Raw genomic sequence first — 15,258 nt, 5'->3', positions numbered from 1 at the left:
AATAAACACTTAACAAACGAGGTGAGCACATGGACGAAACAACCGTAAAAAGTTACATAGAAGAGGTTTTTGCCTGGCTTCACGCACACCCGGAGCTTTCCTATGAGGAACATGAGACAACAACCAAGCTTAAAGAGCTGTTGAGCCGTAACAAAATCAAGCTCCTGGAACTGCCCCTGCCTACAGGTGCAGCTGCTGAAATCGGCAGTCAGGACGGGCCACTGGTTGCTCTTAGAGCAGACATAGATGCACTGCCCATCACAGAAGAAACAGGCCTTCCTTATGTTTCAAAGATTGAAGGCAGGATGCACGCCTGCGGACATGACTTTCACACTGCTGCGGTACTGGGAGCAGCTTTGCTCCTGAAGGAAAAAGAATCAGCACTTCCCGGCAAGGTACGGATTATTTTCCAGCCAGCTGAGGAAGCCCCCGGCGGAGCAAAGAAGGTGCTGGAGACAGGCATCCTTGATGAGGTTCAAGCCATCTTCGGAATACACACCTCTCCCCTTTTCCCAGTAGGAACCCTGGGATTGAGCTCCGGGCCTGTAATGGCAGCTGTAGACAGATTCGTCCTTCGTTTCCAAGGCACAGGCACTCATGCAGCCCACCCTGACCGGGGAGTAGATGTTATCCCTCTGGCTGCTCACTTCATCAGTGCTTTGCAGACCATCGTAAGTCGCAACTCTGACCCCTTTGCTGCAAATCTTGTCAGCATCACCAGAATCACGGCTGGCAATACCTGGAATGTACTGCCGGAAACAGCCGAACTTGAGGGAACAGTCCGCAGCCTGACCCCGGAAAACAGGCAACTCATAAAAGACAGGCTGTATGCATTGGCGCAGAACGAAGCCGAGGCTTTTGGAGCCAAGGTTGCGATTGACTGGATTCAGGGGCCGCCTCCCACTATAAACGATAAAGCATGGACGAATCTCTTCCTGGATATTGCCCGAAAACAAGGTTTTACCTTGCAGGAGGCGCCAAAATCATTAGGTGGAGAGGATTTCGCCTATTATCAGGAAAAACTGCCCGGCGTGTTTGCCTCCATCGGCACGGGACTGTCAGCTCCCAATCACAACCCAAAATTCAAAGTTGACCCTGCTGCCCTGCTGCCCGCTGCCAAACTTCTGGCAGCTCTTGCCGAAGGAGCACTAAGGAGGCTTGCCAAATGATCAGATTCGAAAACGTCAGCAAAGATTTCATCAGTGGCGACAAGCAGGTCAAAGCCCTTGAGCAGGTGAACCTCACCATTCCCGATGGAGACATATTCGGCATCATCGGTTTCAGCGGGGCAGGAAAATCCACTCTGCTGCGCATGGTAAATGCCCTGGAAGTGCCCACCTCCGGCCATGTGGAAATCAATGGCCAGGATATAGCTTCCCTTAACTACCGTGACCTCAGGCATGTCCGTCAAAAAATAGGCATGATTTTTCAGCAGTTCAACCTGCTGGAGTCAAAAAACGTTTTTGACAACATAGCTATCCCTTTGCTGCTGCAAAAGCACTCAAGAGAGGAAATAAATGCCAGAGTGAACGAACTGCTGGATTTCGTAGAGCTTTCCGACAAGGCTGAAGCCTATCCCTGGCAGCTATCCGGTGGACAAAAGCAGCGCGTAGGAATCGCCAGAGCACTGGCCACCAAGCCTGATATACTGCTCTGCGATGAAGCCACCAGTGCCCTTGACCCGGAAACCACGGATTCCATCCTGCAACTTTTGGCAAAGATTAATTCCTCTCTCGGTCTTACCATACTGTTCGTCACCCATCAGATACAGGTGATACAGAAGCTTTGCAAGCACGTAGCTGTCATGGAAAAAGGCCGGGTGGTGGAAACCGGCACCGTATTAGATGTTTTCAGTGCGCCCCAAGAACCCATGACCGAACGCTTTGTACAAACAGTCATTCCCGACCATCTGCCAGAGCCGTTGTGCCAGGCATTGAAAACTGACAGTCGTCCTTTCAAACTGCTGAAGCTGAGATTTCTGGGAGACAATACCCGGGAGAACCTGCTCTACAGTCTAAATACCCGGCTGGGGCTTGAAACCAGCGTCCTCTTCGCTTCTGTGACTGAGATACAGCGGGAGGTTTTAGGAATCTTCATCATACAGATCTTTGGCCCTGAGAAACGGCTGCAGGAAGCCGCAGCTTACATGCAGTCCCGGGGCGTTAAATGGCAGGAGGTGGCTCTTTGATGGATTTAGGTGTACCTTACTCACAAATTGGGCTGGCAGCAGAACAGACTCTGTACATGGTTTTTGTTTCCCTGGCCATCGGCACAGCCATTGCTATGGTTCTGGCCGTTTTGCTGGTGCTGACAGCTTCCGGGGGAATCCTTCCCCACCGAACTTCTTTTGTGGCTCTGAATACGGGCATAAACATCATCCGCAGTGTTCCCTTCATCATCTTGATGGTTTTTATTCTGCCCCTGACCAAGCTGCTGGTGGGCACACGAGTGGGAACTACGGCTGCGCTGGTGCCTCTGGTGGTCTTCATTGTACCCTATCTCACCCGGCTCTTTGAAAACTCCCTGCTGGAAGTCAACAAGGGTATCATTGAGGCCGCCCAGGCCATGGGAGCCTCATACTACGAGATAGTCCGTTATTTCCTTCTGCCTGAGGCCAAGGGTTCCCTGATTCTTTCAGTCACTACTGGAACTATCGGTCTCTTGGGAGCCACAGCCATGGCCGGTGCCATCGGCGCTGGTGGTGTGGGAGATCTGGCATTGACTTACGGCTATGAACGGTTGAATTTTCCCTTGATGCTGTTCACCGTCATTGTACTTATTGTTTTCGTTCAGATAATCCAAAGCATCGGCAATCACTTTGCCGCAAAATCAAGAGGTCATTGACCATTGAAATAAATGAAGAGATATGATTCACAAATCTAGGAGGCGTTCATTATGAGATTCATCAATTTCAAAAAAACAGGAATAATTGCCTTGGCACTGGCTGTGGGTGTTTTTGCCGCCGGCTGCGGCAGTGAAAATGCCCAGGGCAAGCAGGATCTGGTTTTCAGTAAATCCCAGGGGCCTTACTCAGAACTCTTTGAAAACGGCGTGAAGCCCATCCTGGAGAAAAAGGGTTACAAGATTGTAGGCAAGGATATGTCAGATCTCCTGCAGGCAGATGTGGCACTCAGCGAAGGTGAAGTGGACTTCAACGTTGAGCAGCATACCGCCTACATGGAAAACTTCAACAACAAGCAGGACGGACATCTTGCTGCCCTCACTCCCATTCCCACTGTACCAGCAGGCATCTATCCGGGAGCAAAGAACTCCCTGGGCGATATCTCCGATGGTGCAAAAGTCGCAGTTCCCAATGACGCATCAAATACCGCCAGAGCCTATGCACTCTTACAGAAAGCTGGCTGGATCAAGCTTGACCCCAATAAGGACTTATCCACGGTCACCCAGCAGGACATCATAGAAAATCCTCATCACATCCAGTTCACGGAAATGAAATCCCTCAACATCCCTGCTGTGCGCGAGGACTTTGATTTCATCGTCATTACCGGCTCCATCGTCTACAATGCCAAGATCGACCCCTCTACTGCTCTCCTGACCGAGGATATTCTCCCCCACCTTCTCCTGCAGCTTGTGGTAAACGAAAAAGACAAGGACAGCCAGTGGGCCAAGGATATTGTAGCTGCCTACCACTCAGAGGAATTTGCCGAGTACATGAAGAAAAACAACAACGGGCTTTGGTATGTGCCGGAGGTAAAATAAAATGCATGACCATACATTGGAAGTCCATGGTGCCCATGCCTATGACAGCACGGGTGCAATCAGCCAGCCTATTTATCTGTCTTCTACTTTCCGCCATCCTGGCTTTGGCAAAAGCACTGGCTATGACTACGGACGTGTTGGCAACCCTACCCGGGATGCCCTGGAGAAAACTATTGCCCGCCTGGAAAAGGGAGACCGTTCCTGGGCTGTCTCATCTGGCATGGCTGCCATAAACCTCGTACTCATTCTTTTCGACCCAGGCGATCATGTCCTTCTTTCAGAAGATCTATACGGTGGCACTGTGAGACTGGCCAATGAAATCTATGGTCACTATGGTATAGATTTTGAGTATGTGGACACTACGGACCTTGCCCTGTTGGAATCCAGGGTGCGTCCAAACACCAGGGCTATCTTTATCGAGACACCTTCCAATCCCATGATGTTCATCACTGACATAGAAGCAGTCAGCGAAATAGCCCATAAAACAGGAGCGTTCCTGGTAGTTGACAATACATTTCTGTCGCCCCACTTCCAGAAGCCGTTGACCCTAGGCGCAGATATGGTTGTTCATAGTGGCACCAAATATCTCTGCGGGCACAACGATGTCATTGCAGGTTTTTTGGTAGTAAAGGACGGGTCCTCAAAAGAAGCGCAACGCCTGGAGATGCTGGTAAAATCCGAAGGTCCCAATATGTCCAGCATGGATGCCTGGCTCATGCTCCGCAGTCTCAAGACTCTTGGGATACGTGTAGAACGTCAGGCACAGACTGCTCTATCTATAGCCCATTGGCTTCGGGAGCACCCTCAGGTTACAGAGGTGCATTATCCCGGTCTGCCAGATTCTCCTGGCTACGAGGTGCAAAAGAAGCAAGCTTCCGGCAACGGCGGCATGCTCTCGTTCAAAGTGACTTCAGCAGAGCTGGCTAAGTCCATGCTTGAGCGGCTTAAGCTCATTGCTTTCGCTGAGAGCCTGGGAGGCGTAGAAAGCCTGCTTACTTATCCAATTGCCCAGACCCATGCAGAAATGCCAAAAGAACTATTGGTACGTACCGGCCTCGATGACAAGCTGCTGCGCTTCTCCGTGGGGCTTGAGGATAAGGAAGACCTGATAGAAGACCTGAAACAAGCATTAGAGGTGTAGAACATGGAAAAATTTGATGAAGTGATCAATCGCCGGGGAACGTCCTGCATCAAATATGATTTTGCCGAAGAGCGAGGACTTCCAGCGGATGTGCTGCCCCTTTGGGTAGCCGACATGGATTTCCGTTCCCCGGAGCCTGTTATCACAGAGCTTGCTAAACGCAGTCAGCATGGCATTTTCGGCTACTCAGGCATCAGGGATGACTACCGTGAGGTGCTGTCAGACTGGTTCCGCCAGCAACATGGCTGGAACCCTGATATGAAGAGCCTCATCATCACCCCGGGGGTTGTATTTGCAATATGCACAGCCATCCGAGCCTTTACTCAGGAAGATGACGGAGTGCTCATCTGCCCGCCTGTCTATTATCCTTTCTCCGCGTCCATACGAGACAACCACCGCAGACTGGTGGAAAGCCCGCTGGTTGAGAACAATGGACACTATGAAATTGACTTTGTAGACTTTGAGCAGAAAATCATCGATGAGCAGGTAAAGATGTTTATCCTCTGCAGTCCCCACAATCCGGTGGGACGAGTCTGGACAAAAGACGAACTGTCACGCCTTGCTGAAATCTGCCAGCGCCATCATGTGCTAGTAGTAGCAGATGAAATCCATCACGATTTCATTCGCCCAGGGCATCAGCATACAGTCTTCTCCACACTCTCTGATGCAGTAGCCAATAACACCATAACCTGCACCAGCCCCAGCAAGACCTTCAACCTTGCGGGCTTGCAGCTTTCCAATATCTTCATACCAAATGAATCCCTGCGCAGGAAATTTAAGCAGGAGCTGCTTGCCACAGGCTATGGCGAACCGAATATTTTCGGCATGACAGCAGCCAAGGCAGCCTATGGGCAGGGACTCCCCTGGCTTACAGAGCTGAAATCCTACCTAGAGAAAAACCTCCAACGCACCAAGAATTACCTTGCCGCCAACTTGCCAAAAGCCCGCCTTATAGAGCCAGAGGGAACTTATCTCATCTGGATCGATTTCTCGGCCTATAATCTCTCTGATGAAGTACTTGATGACCTTATCATCAACAAAGGGAGAGTCTGGCTGGACAGTGGTCACATCTTCGGTGCAGGCGGGCAAGGCTTCCAGCGCATCAACATAGCCTGTCCCTGGCAAGTGCTATCTGACGGCTTATCCAGGCTTGACAAGGCTTTTGCCACAATATGACATAAAAAGCGAAGTATCCTTTCAACAGATACTCCGCTTTTTTCTTGCTCCCTTGGCTCAAGAACTTATTGCCAATCATCACAAACCATCACAGAAAAACCGCCTTCATCCCAACCCTGTTATATTACAGGGGTATTTTTTGCCCGCCTCAGTCTACCGCAGGTGGAGGCTTCCGGCAAGGGAAGCTACGCCGTCCCTGCGGGCCGCCCTTGCCTACAGCCCCCTCCTGCGGTAACGCCTGTGCGTCAAAAAATAAAATGCGGCGTGGGGGCAGAGGCTCCCGGAAAGGAGTTTTTCTCATGAACCAGTTAGAGCAGAAGGACATCAGCATCTTGGCAGTGCATAAATTCAATGACCCAAAGGGTATTGGCTTCAAGGCCACTGTACAGAAGGCATCCATGGCAGATTTTCTAAAGGAAGCACGGGAAATCATAGGCTGCAACACTCTCGCACAATTCCCCTTCCAGCATGAGGGCACCAGTTTCATGGTCTGGTTTGATGGGGATATAGCGGACAAGCCTGAGCTTCCCCTTCCCTCCCTGTTAGTTGGCACGATTGGCGTCGATGAAACCTGTATTCTGGTTTTCGGTGATTATATCATCACCCGCACCAACGAAGAACATGATTTCATAGGCATAGAACCCACTGACGCGGAAAAGCTCAGGGATTACACCATAAACAGAAGCCATGCGGCTGTATTAGGCGTACAGATGGGGCTCTTCCGTCGCAAGAAGTCTGCCTAACCTTCTCTCTTGCTCAGGCAGGGATGGCTGAAAATTTCAGTCATCCCTGCCCCTACAAAATAACATGACCATTACAAAAATATGGTATAATTACAGCAAAGGAGAGATTACACCATGCCTTACACCATCAAGCCCTGGGAAGAGCTTACTATCCAGGATGACTATATGTTCAAGCTCATTATGCGCCGTGAACGCATCTGCAAGCGCATGCTTGAGAAAATCCTCAAAATCAAAATCCATCACATAAAGTATCTTGAAGAAGAAAAGACCATCAACGCCACCTACGAGAGCAAGGGCATCAGGCTCGACGTCTATGTTCAAGACGATAAAAATTCCGTATACAGCATTGAGATGCAGGTACGCAAGCCGGACGGCGAAGGCCTTTTCCGCCGTACTCGCTATTATCAGTCCCTCATAGACACTGACCTGCTCATGGCGGGCATGGATTACGATGAACTGACTGACACCTATATCATCTTCATCTGCCCCTTCCCTGTTTTGGACGGTCAGCGTCACATATACACTTTCCGCCACCGGTGTGATGAAGATTTCTCCGTAGTTATGCCTGATGGTGCCACTAAGGTATTCCTAAGCACCAAGGGGGCGCTTGAAGATGTCTCCCCAGATGTAATGGCTTTTCTTAACTACGTTGATGGCATCATCAGCAATGACGACTTCGTTCAGGAAATCGACCAGGAAATCAAGATGGTCAAGACCATCGAGAAAGAGAGGCGAAGCTATATGACCTACGCTATGAAATTGCAGGAAGAACGCAAGGAAGGCATCAAGGAGGGCATCAAGGAAGGTATCAAAGAGGGAATTCTTACCACCGTAAGAAGCATGCTTGAAGACGGCCTCTCTGTTGAGCGGGTTGCTAAAATTGCCAAGCTCCCTGAAGAACAGGTCATGGAAATAAGGGCACAGATTCCCAATCTACAATCATAATCGTGTATCTTATCAAGCGGAGCCACACTGGTTCCGCTTGTTTGCACCTACATCACAGACCATCACAAAGACATTACTGACGTGCAAAGGAGCCACACCATGGGAAAGATTTGCCTGTGACATTTTCATATATCAAATAGGGGTCTGCTGCTTAACTGCAACAGGCCCCTTTTAGTTTAACCATAACCAGGCATCAATGGAATCGCGCAGACACATGCCGACACCGTACCCGTTTCCACACTATCCCCATCAAAACCACTACCAGGCTTACGCCCAAGCCGATAAATACGTGAGACATGACCGTATGGATTAGACCGGCCACTGCAGCGGAGCATATGGATAGTATCATGGAAGCCATTGCCCATTTGGGCTCCAGAGCCTTGGGCCTGAATATAGCCAGTGTCAGCGGAATAAATACGCCGCATCCTCTAAGGGACATGGACAGATAATTCCAGAACAGAATCTGTGACCCCTGATTTGCCAGTGCAATGGCCATAGCCACAACAATGGCTCCCACCACAGACATCCTCATAAGCATGAGTTTTCCAGCTTCCGTCCGCACCTTCAACAGAGGTTCCAGCATATCCCTGGCCACCATAGTGCCCACTCCCAGGCTAAGGCCTGCAATGGACCCTATAACCCCCAGAACAATGCCCCCCAGAGCCATGCCGCCCATCAATGGCGAGGCGTAGTGAAGCAAATATGCTGGCAGTGCCAGCATGGCTGGAAGTTCAGGATGTACAGACTGCATGTATATGCCCATCATCGCACAGGGCAAACCTATGGGTATAGCAACCATTGCTGCCAGAATAAGTCCTACTGCTGCAGTTCTGGGGGTGGCTGCTGAGAAAACTGCCTGAATATATGTCTGCGTACAGATCATGCCCACCAATACCGAAGCCACATTGGTCAGGATAGAACCTGCGCTGATGCCCCAAAGGCTGAGGAAGCCCTCTGGTTTTTCTCTCAGTAGTTCTGGTGAGGCAGCAAGCCCCTGCCAGGCCACAAATCCCAACGCAAACAGCGTCACAAAGAGTACCAGCATCTTCAGGATTCCACCTATAGAAGCCGTCTTCATTCCTCCGAAGAAAGCGTACAGGATCACTAACAGCAACAGTATTCCCGCCGATACTAAAGGGGAAAGTCCAGTCAAGGCAGCCAGCAAGCCAATCCCGGGAAGAATGCTGGATACTGCGCTGAACAATATGCCAAAGGAAGTGGCGCAGCTGGTGATCCTGCCTGCCCCTTTCCCATAATTGCCAACTATATACTGGGATATTGTCTCCAGCCCCGTATATCGCAGAGGACGGGCATAGATAAGTCCCATAACCAACAGGGACAATCCCACGCCTATAGTAAACCATACAGCTGACAGGCCTACAGAACCGGCCAGCTGTGCTGTGCCGATAGTGGCACCGCCTCCTACACAGGTACCGGCAATGCTTCCCGTTATCATGGGGACACCTGCTGAGCGGCCTCCCAGGCTGAAGCCATCAGATGAATGCACCGACCTGGCTGCATACAAACCGCCACCCAAAACCAGACAGATTGTCACGGCCATTACCGCCAAGTGGCCAATCGAGAATTCCAAAGCTATGCGCTTCCTTCCAGAATCATAAATGATTTGCCCAGTAATCGCTATTAACCAACGCCATTGCGTGAAACTATCGTAGTGCCCATTCTAACATTATCGGATATTACGGTCAACGCATAAGCCAGCTGCCACCACGCAAAAACTGGCTGCGCAGCCAGCACAGCCAGTTTCCATCTCTTCCCAAAGTAACTGTAACCATTTCATGTCTCGCGTAATCAAGGATCTCATTTCCTACATACTTTAATCATATACAATTTCAAGCCACGGCTGATTAAACAACCCTGGATGCACTCTCATCAGCATTGTCTTTTCCCCTGTCATATTGTCATATTTCTCATATTCCTCTTTTGAAAGCTTAATCTTTTCTTTTTCATATCCCCCATAATCCTTCAAATCAATGTACGCAGAATATGTATGCCGTAGGTGACCGTTATCCCTTCGACTGTAGTGGGAGATCTTGTATATAATAATTTCCTTATATTCTCCAGGACTCCTGTCAAATACCACATTTGACCCACATAGCAGCAATACGGCATAAGAAGCGATTGCTATCCCAAAGGGCATAAAGGCGAATCCTTTCTTGATATATCTATGAAAAATTGCAACATATAAAGACAACACTCCGATAAAGCATAGCAGACATTCGCCTATCCACGACAACCTTTCCATCCCAAACACTTCGTTTGCATATATGAAAGGAAATACCATCGGCGCCAGCATTAGATAAAACCCAGCTACAGCATACCACTTTCCCATTTCCAACGACTTAGCTTTCCACATCACCGGAAAAATCTTATATCCTATCCAGATTGCAAGCACAAGACTATATAAAACTAGCCATGAGGCCCAGAAAACGGAATACCCGTAAAGAAAAAATGCACTGGCACCAAAATACAAGCTGTACTTGACGCATCGGCTGGTACAGAATAAGTCAGTTGGGAAACTATCCCAGAATTTTGGTCTCTTTTTCTTCTCTTCAACGTTCTCTGCTGCTTCTTCTCCTGCCATCTCATCACCGCTTTCACAACAACAAAACAAGGCCCATGCCGGAGATAATTCCCATGGCATGGTGCCCCCATCGGTTTATTTACTTCCCTTTTTCCAGCGGTATGATTCCCGCTTAACTATGATGATACTCTCTCTCGATTAGATTTTCCTTATAAAATGATTAGCGAAACATTAATATTTACACAAATTACCCCATATTTTTCATCAATTCGTAATCTCTCGTATATCCGTACCAAAAAGCGGCCGTATGAGCAGTACGGCCGCTTTTTGGCTGTGTATTGTATTTAGGAGAGCTTAACGAAAGCCTGTAATTATATTAGCATAATTGATAATGATATTCAATACCTAAATGAAAAATATTTTCAACTACAGCAAGAACCCCCAAGGCCAATACACCTAGCCTTGGGGGTTCCTTCACGTATCTAACGCTCTCCTGCGATTATTCTATCACGTTCAAGCGTATTTGTCCAAATATTTCTCCGAATAAGTCCACCCAGAGAAGATTCTCTTAAGCCACAACCACCAGACGCTCAATATCACCATACTGGAGCTTCGCACTGGCATCCGTAGGTTCGCCCTTCAGAATTTCATTCTTCACAGCCTCTGCATCGGACACATTCACACGCCCGGCAGCAGCTTCATCTTCAACTTTCTTCAGCAGAGCCTTCCTGCCAGCGACAGTATCAGCAAATGCCTCATTGTTGTAACGGATATTCATGCTGGCAGCATCTTTGTTATCGTTGCAGTTGAAGAACACATACATATACTTCTTGCTTGCAGTCGTCTTTTTAGCAGCAGTGGTCTTCGTAGCTGGAGCAGATGCCTCAGCCTTCACTGCCTTAGTTTCAGCAGCCTTTACGGTTTTCTTGGCAGCTGCGGTAGTCTTCTTTGCTGCAGTGGTAGTAGTTTTCTTAGTAGTAGCCAAAATATACCCTCCCAAAATTTTATTGTTCCATGTAATCCCTGACAAATTCTACCACAAAAAACGCATCATTGCTAAATCAAGTCCTTTACAGCCTTTGCCCCATACCCGCTTTGCTGGACACCCGAAATGAATGGTACAATACATTCATGAGGTGATACGATTGAACAGATACAGTAATGAATTTAAGGAAGAAGCCGTAAAAAGAGTCTTGAGCGGTGTTCCGGCCAGCCAGGTAGCCCGAGAGATAGGAGTCAACGTAAGTTCCCTATACACTTGGAAGGCAAGATACATAAAACATCCGGAGCAGCCCTTTGTCGGCAGTGGCAAGCTCCGTGATGAGGATGCCGAGCTAAGAAGGCTACAGCGGCGTATTAAAGACCTTGAACAGGAGAATGAATTCCTAAAAAAAGCGAGCGCCTTCTTTGCCAAGAACCTGAAGTGATCCGATATTACTACATCGAAGCTAACCGCGGCAAATATCCGATTGCAAAGATGGTGCGATGGGCTAATGTATCCAGAAGCGGTTTTTACGCTTGGCTTTCCCGCAAGCCAAGCCCACGTGACAAAAGCAATGATGAGCTTTTACGTATCATTAAGCAAATTCACGAAAAATCCAATAAGACCTATGGTTCCGTGCGCATTTTCAGAAAGCTACGTAAAAAGGGGATTAAGGTCAACCACAAGCGTGTAGAACGTATCATGAAGGCAAACGGCATACATGGCAAGGCACGTCGTAAATATAAGGCTACAACATATTCAGACCATGATATGCCTGTTGCCGAAAATGTTCTCAACCGCAATTTTTCTGCGGAACATCCTGGGGAAAAGATGGTCAGTGATATAACCTATATCCCTACAGACGAAGGCTGGCTTTATCTAGCTGGGGTGATGGATTTATGCGGCCGTAAAATGGTAGGAGTGGCCATGGACAGCCGTATGACCAAACAGCTAGTTATGTCAGCTTTACAGGATGCCATAAATCATACCAGCGATGTAAACGGCTGCATCCTCCATTCTGACCGTGGAAGCCAGTATTGTTCCAAAGACTACTGCCAAATGGCAAAGCAGAATGGTTTTACGATGAGCATGAGCCGGAAAGGCAACTGTTGGGATAACGCTCCCATGGAAAGCTTCTGGGGTACATTAAAACAGGAATGGCTGAACGAGAAGCATTTCCGCACTCGCGCTGAAGCTAAGGCGGCTGTATTTGAGTATATTTGGATTTTCTACAACCGCCAGCGAATACATTCCAGCAACGATTACCAGACTCCGGAAGAATACTACATGGAGCGAATGCCCGTTGAAAAAATTGCTGCCTAAATTGGTGAAGATGGCCAAAACTGCGGAAAATAAAGCAATTTTGAGGATGCGTTAGGAATCTTTCATTTTAGGTGTCTAAGCGCATGGGGGAAGGCCACCTTATCAACACTTGTAACCTGTCAGAACGGCAATTCATACTCGTCCATTTTTACCCTCGACTTTCCACAATATTAAAAACATCGTGCATTCCGAGGATTATTGTGCTAGAATAGCAATTAACTTCATGTTGCTTTTTAACCAGCAATTAATCCTCGAAGACCTGACTTGACCTCCATCAAGCCAGGATTTTTCTACGGGAAAAAATCCTTGTACAAGTACGTAGTCATCCAAACAACCTCCCCGTATTAACTTTCGCTCACATTTATCACATGCTATAACAAATGAGCATGAAAAAAGCCGATACCGAATTCTAAATTCAGTATCGGCTTATCCGTAACAATATTACGTTGCCATCCAATCGACCTATCAGAGGGGGCAGAAACACCATTACTCGAATCTTGTCGAAAATCTTGTATTTGTTCTCGGACTCATTATCTGGAAAATACCGCTTATGCTTAATAAACATATCAAATTCCAGCAAACAGACGAAATCCCCTAACAGCTCCATTTTGTAGAGCAAATAGCTATTGACTTGACACATGGCGCGGTCTTCTGTACCAACCTTTTCTCTATACCCGTAAACACCAGATATACCACCACCTGAAAGACTTTTACCATTTGTAGTCATATTAGCAAGTGAATATGCGTCATGGCTAAATCTGCTTCATGATGCCCAACATAAACTGCCGGGTCTATAAGCATTGGCTCCCCCTGGCTGTCCACCATTACATTGCCGCTCCAAAGATCACCATGCAGCAAAGAGTGAAACTCAGGCTCTATCAAGAAATCTTCAAGATGGTCAAGTATTCTCCGGCAACGCCGCTTATCCTCCTTATCAAAAATAATGGTCTGCCATTTTCATCTGTGTGGCCAGCCTGTTTTCCCGGAAAAAATCTATCCAGCCAGCCTTGGGCTTATTGATTTGCCTGGTGGCACCTATGTAGGTTGGCACCACATTCCCTCATGCACTTCAGCCCATAGGCTTCTGCAGTAAAGAAATTCTCCTCTGCCCTGGCATTCAGCTTCAGGAACACCTCTTCTCCACCAGTCAGCAAAAGATGATAGGCTTCATTGATATCGCCGCCGGAAACCGGCTCTGACCACTCCACACTCACATCCTGTCCAAAAGATTCCTGCACGGCCTCATTCAAGCTGCTACGCATTTTCCATTCTCCCTCATTTCCATATCATTGCTAGGAGGAACTATCATGCTCCACATCGGCTGTCATCTTTCTTCTGCCAAAGGTTATCTTGCCATGGGCAAAGATGCCGTTAACATCAAGGCCGACACATTTGCTTTTTTTACTCGCAATCCCCGTGGTGGCAAAGCTAAAGATATTGACCCGAATGACGTCCAAGCCTTTCTAGAATTTGCTTCAAAACATAAATTCGCCAAACTGGTGGCACATGCCCCCTACACCATGAATATCTGCGCCGCCAAAGAAAATATCCGTGCCTTTGCCCATGATATACTCTTGGATGACCTAAAGCGCATGGAAGCCACTCCCGGAAACTACTACAACTTCCACCCCGGCAGCCCTGTTGGCCAGGGCAGCCAGCAGGGCATCGAAATGATTGCCACAGAGCTGAACCGTGTCCTGCAACCTAACCAAACCACCACAGTCCTTTTAGAGACCATGGCCGGAAAAGGCTCAGAAATTGGCCGTTCCTTCGAAGAAATCAAGAGCATCATTGACCAGGTAGTGCTTCAGGACAAGCTTGGGGTATGCCTTGACACCTGCCACGTATGGGACGGTGGATATGACATTGTGCACAACCTAGATGGCGTACTTACAGAATTCGATAACATAATAGGACTTAACCGCCTCAAGGCCATCCATCTCAATGACAGCCTGAATCCTTGCGGCTCCCACAAAGACCGTCATGCCTGCATTGGTGAAGGATGCATCGGACTTGAAGCATTGACAAGAGTAATCAACCATCCACAGCTGCAGGAACTGCCCTTTATACTGGAAACACCAAACGACCTTGATGGATATGCCCGGGAAATTGCCCTTTTACGTAAAAATTCATGTACATCCTATTGAAATGTATAGGAGGAAGGATATATGCGACTGTTTATAGCAATCCCCCTCGAAGGAGCAATCAAAGAATCCCTTCTTAGTCTTCAGAAGCAATGGTACCAGCTTGGCATGAGAGGCCACTTCATACCACCTGAGAAGCTGCATCTGACTCTTGCTTTTATCGGTGAATACGGCAATCCTGATGATATCATGGGTGCCATTTCAGCTGTCTCCTTCCAGCCATTCACCATCCAGCTTGATGGAGCCGGTAACTTCCACGATGCATACTGGGCGGGGATAGCACCAAACGAATCTCTTGTTAGTTGTGTTCGCAGGATAAGACATGCACTTGCCGAAAATAAAATTCCTTACGACCGTAAGAAATTTGCTCCACACGTTACTTTGGTACGTAAAGGAGATTCCCCGGAAACCATGAAGAAAATGCTGATGAACCTGCCTGTCTCCACCATGGAAGTCTCCGAAATATCACTGATGCGTTCTGACCGGGGAAAGAACGGCATGATCTACACCCCAATAGGCATCCTCGAAGCAGATAAATAGCA

General features: G+C 48.2%; 15 protein-coding genes. 11 read left to right on the top strand and 4 right to left on the bottom strand.

Going from position 1 to position 15,258, the window contains the following annotated elements; translation table 11 throughout:
* Window positions 1-29 precede the first annotated feature (29 nt).
* The 8 genes from P159_RS0109880 (at window position 30) to P159_RS0109845 (ending at window position 7,725) form a co-directional block, all read left to right on the top strand.
* Entirely contained in the window at window positions 30-1,169 is a 1,140-nt protein-coding gene (locus P159_RS0109880) for an amidohydrolase (RefSeq protein ID WP_029543685.1), read from the top strand.
* Window positions 1,166-2,188: an ATP-binding cassette domain-containing protein gene (locus P159_RS0109875; protein WP_029543683.1), complete on the top strand. Its 1,023-nt coding sequence runs from the start codon at window positions 1,166-1,168 to the stop codon at window positions 2,186-2,188. Before P159_RS0109880 ends, P159_RS0109875 begins: the two co-directional genes overlap by 4 nt.
* The gene (locus P159_RS0109870) at window positions 2,185-2,844 is read left to right on the top strand and encodes a methionine ABC transporter permease (RefSeq protein ID WP_080705972.1); all 660 of its coding nucleotides are present in this window, start codon (window positions 2,185-2,187) and stop codon (window positions 2,842-2,844) included. The genes P159_RS0109875 and P159_RS0109870 overlap by 4 nt, the downstream gene beginning before the upstream one ends.
* A gap of 51 nt (window positions 2,845-2,895) precedes the next feature.
* Window positions 2,896-3,720, top strand: a complete 825-nt coding sequence (locus tag P159_RS0109865) for a MetQ/NlpA family ABC transporter substrate-binding protein (RefSeq protein ID WP_029543681.1) — start codon at window positions 2,896-2,898, stop codon at window positions 3,718-3,720.
* 1 nt (window position 3,721) lies between these two features.
* Window positions 3,722-4,861 (top strand): PLP-dependent aspartate aminotransferase family protein, encoded by a 1,140-nt coding sequence (locus tag P159_RS0109860; protein ID WP_029543679.1) that lies wholly within the window; start codon window positions 3,722-3,724, stop codon window positions 4,859-4,861.
* A 3-nt stretch (window positions 4,862-4,864) separates the two neighbouring features.
* Window positions 4,865-6,037: a MalY/PatB family protein gene (locus tag P159_RS0109855; RefSeq protein ID WP_029543676.1), complete on the top strand. Its 1,173-nt coding sequence runs from the start codon at window positions 4,865-4,867 to the stop codon at window positions 6,035-6,037.
* Between the two features lie 299 nt (window positions 6,038-6,336).
* Window positions 6,337-6,780: a hypothetical protein gene (locus P159_RS0109850; RefSeq protein ID WP_029543675.1), complete on the top strand. Its 444-nt coding sequence runs from the start codon at window positions 6,337-6,339 to the stop codon at window positions 6,778-6,780.
* A 114-nt stretch (window positions 6,781-6,894) separates the two neighbouring features.
* The gene (locus P159_RS0109845) at window positions 6,895-7,725 is read left to right on the top strand and encodes an Rpn family recombination-promoting nuclease/putative transposase (protein WP_029543673.1); all 831 of its coding nucleotides are present in this window, start codon (window positions 6,895-6,897) and stop codon (window positions 7,723-7,725) included.
* 193 nt (window positions 7,726-7,918) lie between these two features.
* Here P159_RS0109845 and P159_RS0109840 read toward each other — a convergent pair whose 3' ends face one another.
* From P159_RS0109840 to P159_RS20290, 3 genes are all read right to left on the bottom strand, one after another.
* Window positions 7,919-9,316, bottom strand: a complete 1,398-nt coding sequence (locus tag P159_RS0109840) for a sodium:solute symporter family protein (RefSeq protein ID WP_029543670.1) — start codon at window positions 9,314-9,316, stop codon at window positions 7,919-7,921.
* Window positions 9,317-9,559: 243 nt separating this feature from the next.
* The gene (locus P159_RS0109835) at window positions 9,560-10,387 is read right to left on the bottom strand and encodes a hypothetical protein (protein WP_185753699.1); all 828 of its coding nucleotides are present in this window, start codon (window positions 10,385-10,387) and stop codon (window positions 9,560-9,562) included.
* A gap of 448 nt (window positions 10,388-10,835) precedes the next feature.
* On the bottom strand, window positions 10,836-11,252 hold the full coding sequence (locus P159_RS20290; RefSeq protein ID WP_051650288.1) for a hypothetical protein: 417 nt from the start codon (window positions 11,250-11,252) through the stop codon (window positions 10,836-10,838).
* 160 nt (window positions 11,253-11,412) lie between these two features.
* Here P159_RS20290 and P159_RS0109820 point away from each other — a divergent pair.
* A protein-coding gene (locus P159_RS0109820) for an IS3 family transposase (protein WP_318253476.1) occupies window positions 11,413-12,572 on the top strand; the annotation gives its coding sequence in 2 pieces (ribosomal slippage) (window positions 11,413-11,668 and window positions 11,668-12,572; 1,161 coding nt in all).
* A 1,013-nt stretch (window positions 12,573-13,585) separates the two neighbouring features.
* Here the strand turns inward: P159_RS0109820 and P159_RS0109805 are convergent.
* Window positions 13,586-13,834 (bottom strand): fructosamine kinase family protein, encoded by a 249-nt coding sequence (locus tag P159_RS0109805; protein WP_029543660.1) that lies wholly within the window; start codon window positions 13,832-13,834, stop codon window positions 13,586-13,588.
* A gap of 45 nt (window positions 13,835-13,879) precedes the next feature.
* On the opposite strand from P159_RS0109805, the gene P159_RS0109800 reads away from it, so the two are divergent.
* On the top strand, window positions 13,880-14,719 hold the full coding sequence (locus P159_RS0109800; protein WP_029543657.1) for a deoxyribonuclease IV: 840 nt from the start codon (window positions 13,880-13,882) through the stop codon (window positions 14,717-14,719).
* Between the two features lie 21 nt (window positions 14,720-14,740).
* A complete protein-coding gene (gene thpR, locus P159_RS0109795) occupies window positions 14,741-15,256 on the top strand; it encodes an RNA 2',3'-cyclic phosphodiesterase (protein WP_029543655.1) in 516 nt (171 codons plus the stop codon).
* The last annotated feature ends 2 nt before the right edge of the window (window positions 15,257-15,258 follow it).

The organism is Selenomonas sp. AB3002 (assembly GCF_000702545.1).
In the GTDB taxonomy this organism is placed as follows: domain Bacteria; phylum Bacillota; class Negativicutes; order Selenomonadales; family Selenomonadaceae; genus Selenomonas_B; species Selenomonas_B ruminantium_A.
Note: the sequence above shows the minus strand (reverse complement) of the source record. Positions and strands in the feature narration are given on the sequence as shown.

Excerpts from the sequence above, each read along its gene's own strand:
- P159_RS0109880 (WP_029543685.1), top strand. The coding sequence starts at position 30 with ATGGACGAAACAACCGTAAAAAGTTACATAGAAGAGGTTTTTGCCTGG.
- P159_RS0109875 (WP_029543683.1), top strand. The coding sequence starts at position 1,166 with ATGATCAGATTCGAAAACGTCAGCAAAGATTTCATCAGTGGCGACAAG.
- P159_RS0109865 (WP_029543681.1), top strand. The coding sequence starts at position 2,896 with ATGAGATTCATCAATTTCAAAAAAACAGGAATAATTGCCTTGGCACTG.
- P159_RS0109860 (WP_029543679.1), top strand. The coding sequence starts at position 3,722 with ATGCATGACCATACATTGGAAGTCCATGGTGCCCATGCCTATGACAGC.
- P159_RS0109855 (WP_029543676.1), top strand. The coding sequence starts at position 4,865 with ATGGAAAAATTTGATGAAGTGATCAATCGCCGGGGAACGTCCTGCATC.
- P159_RS0109850 (WP_029543675.1), top strand. The coding sequence starts at position 6,337 with ATGAACCAGTTAGAGCAGAAGGACATCAGCATCTTGGCAGTGCATAAA.
- P159_RS0109845 (WP_029543673.1), top strand. The coding sequence starts at position 6,895 with ATGCCTTACACCATCAAGCCCTGGGAAGAGCTTACTATCCAGGATGAC.
- P159_RS0109835 (WP_185753699.1), bottom strand. The coding sequence starts at position 10,387 with ATGCCATGGGAATTATCTCCGGCATGGGCCTTGTTTTGTTGTTGTGAA.
- P159_RS0109805 (WP_029543660.1), bottom strand. The coding sequence starts at position 13,834 with ATGCGTAGCAGCTTGAATGAGGCCGTGCAGGAATCTTTTGGACAGGAT.
- P159_RS0109800 (WP_029543657.1), top strand. The coding sequence starts at position 13,880 with ATGCTCCACATCGGCTGTCATCTTTCTTCTGCCAAAGGTTATCTTGCC.
- thpR (WP_029543655.1), top strand. The coding sequence starts at position 14,741 with ATGCGACTGTTTATAGCAATCCCCCTCGAAGGAGCAATCAAAGAATCC.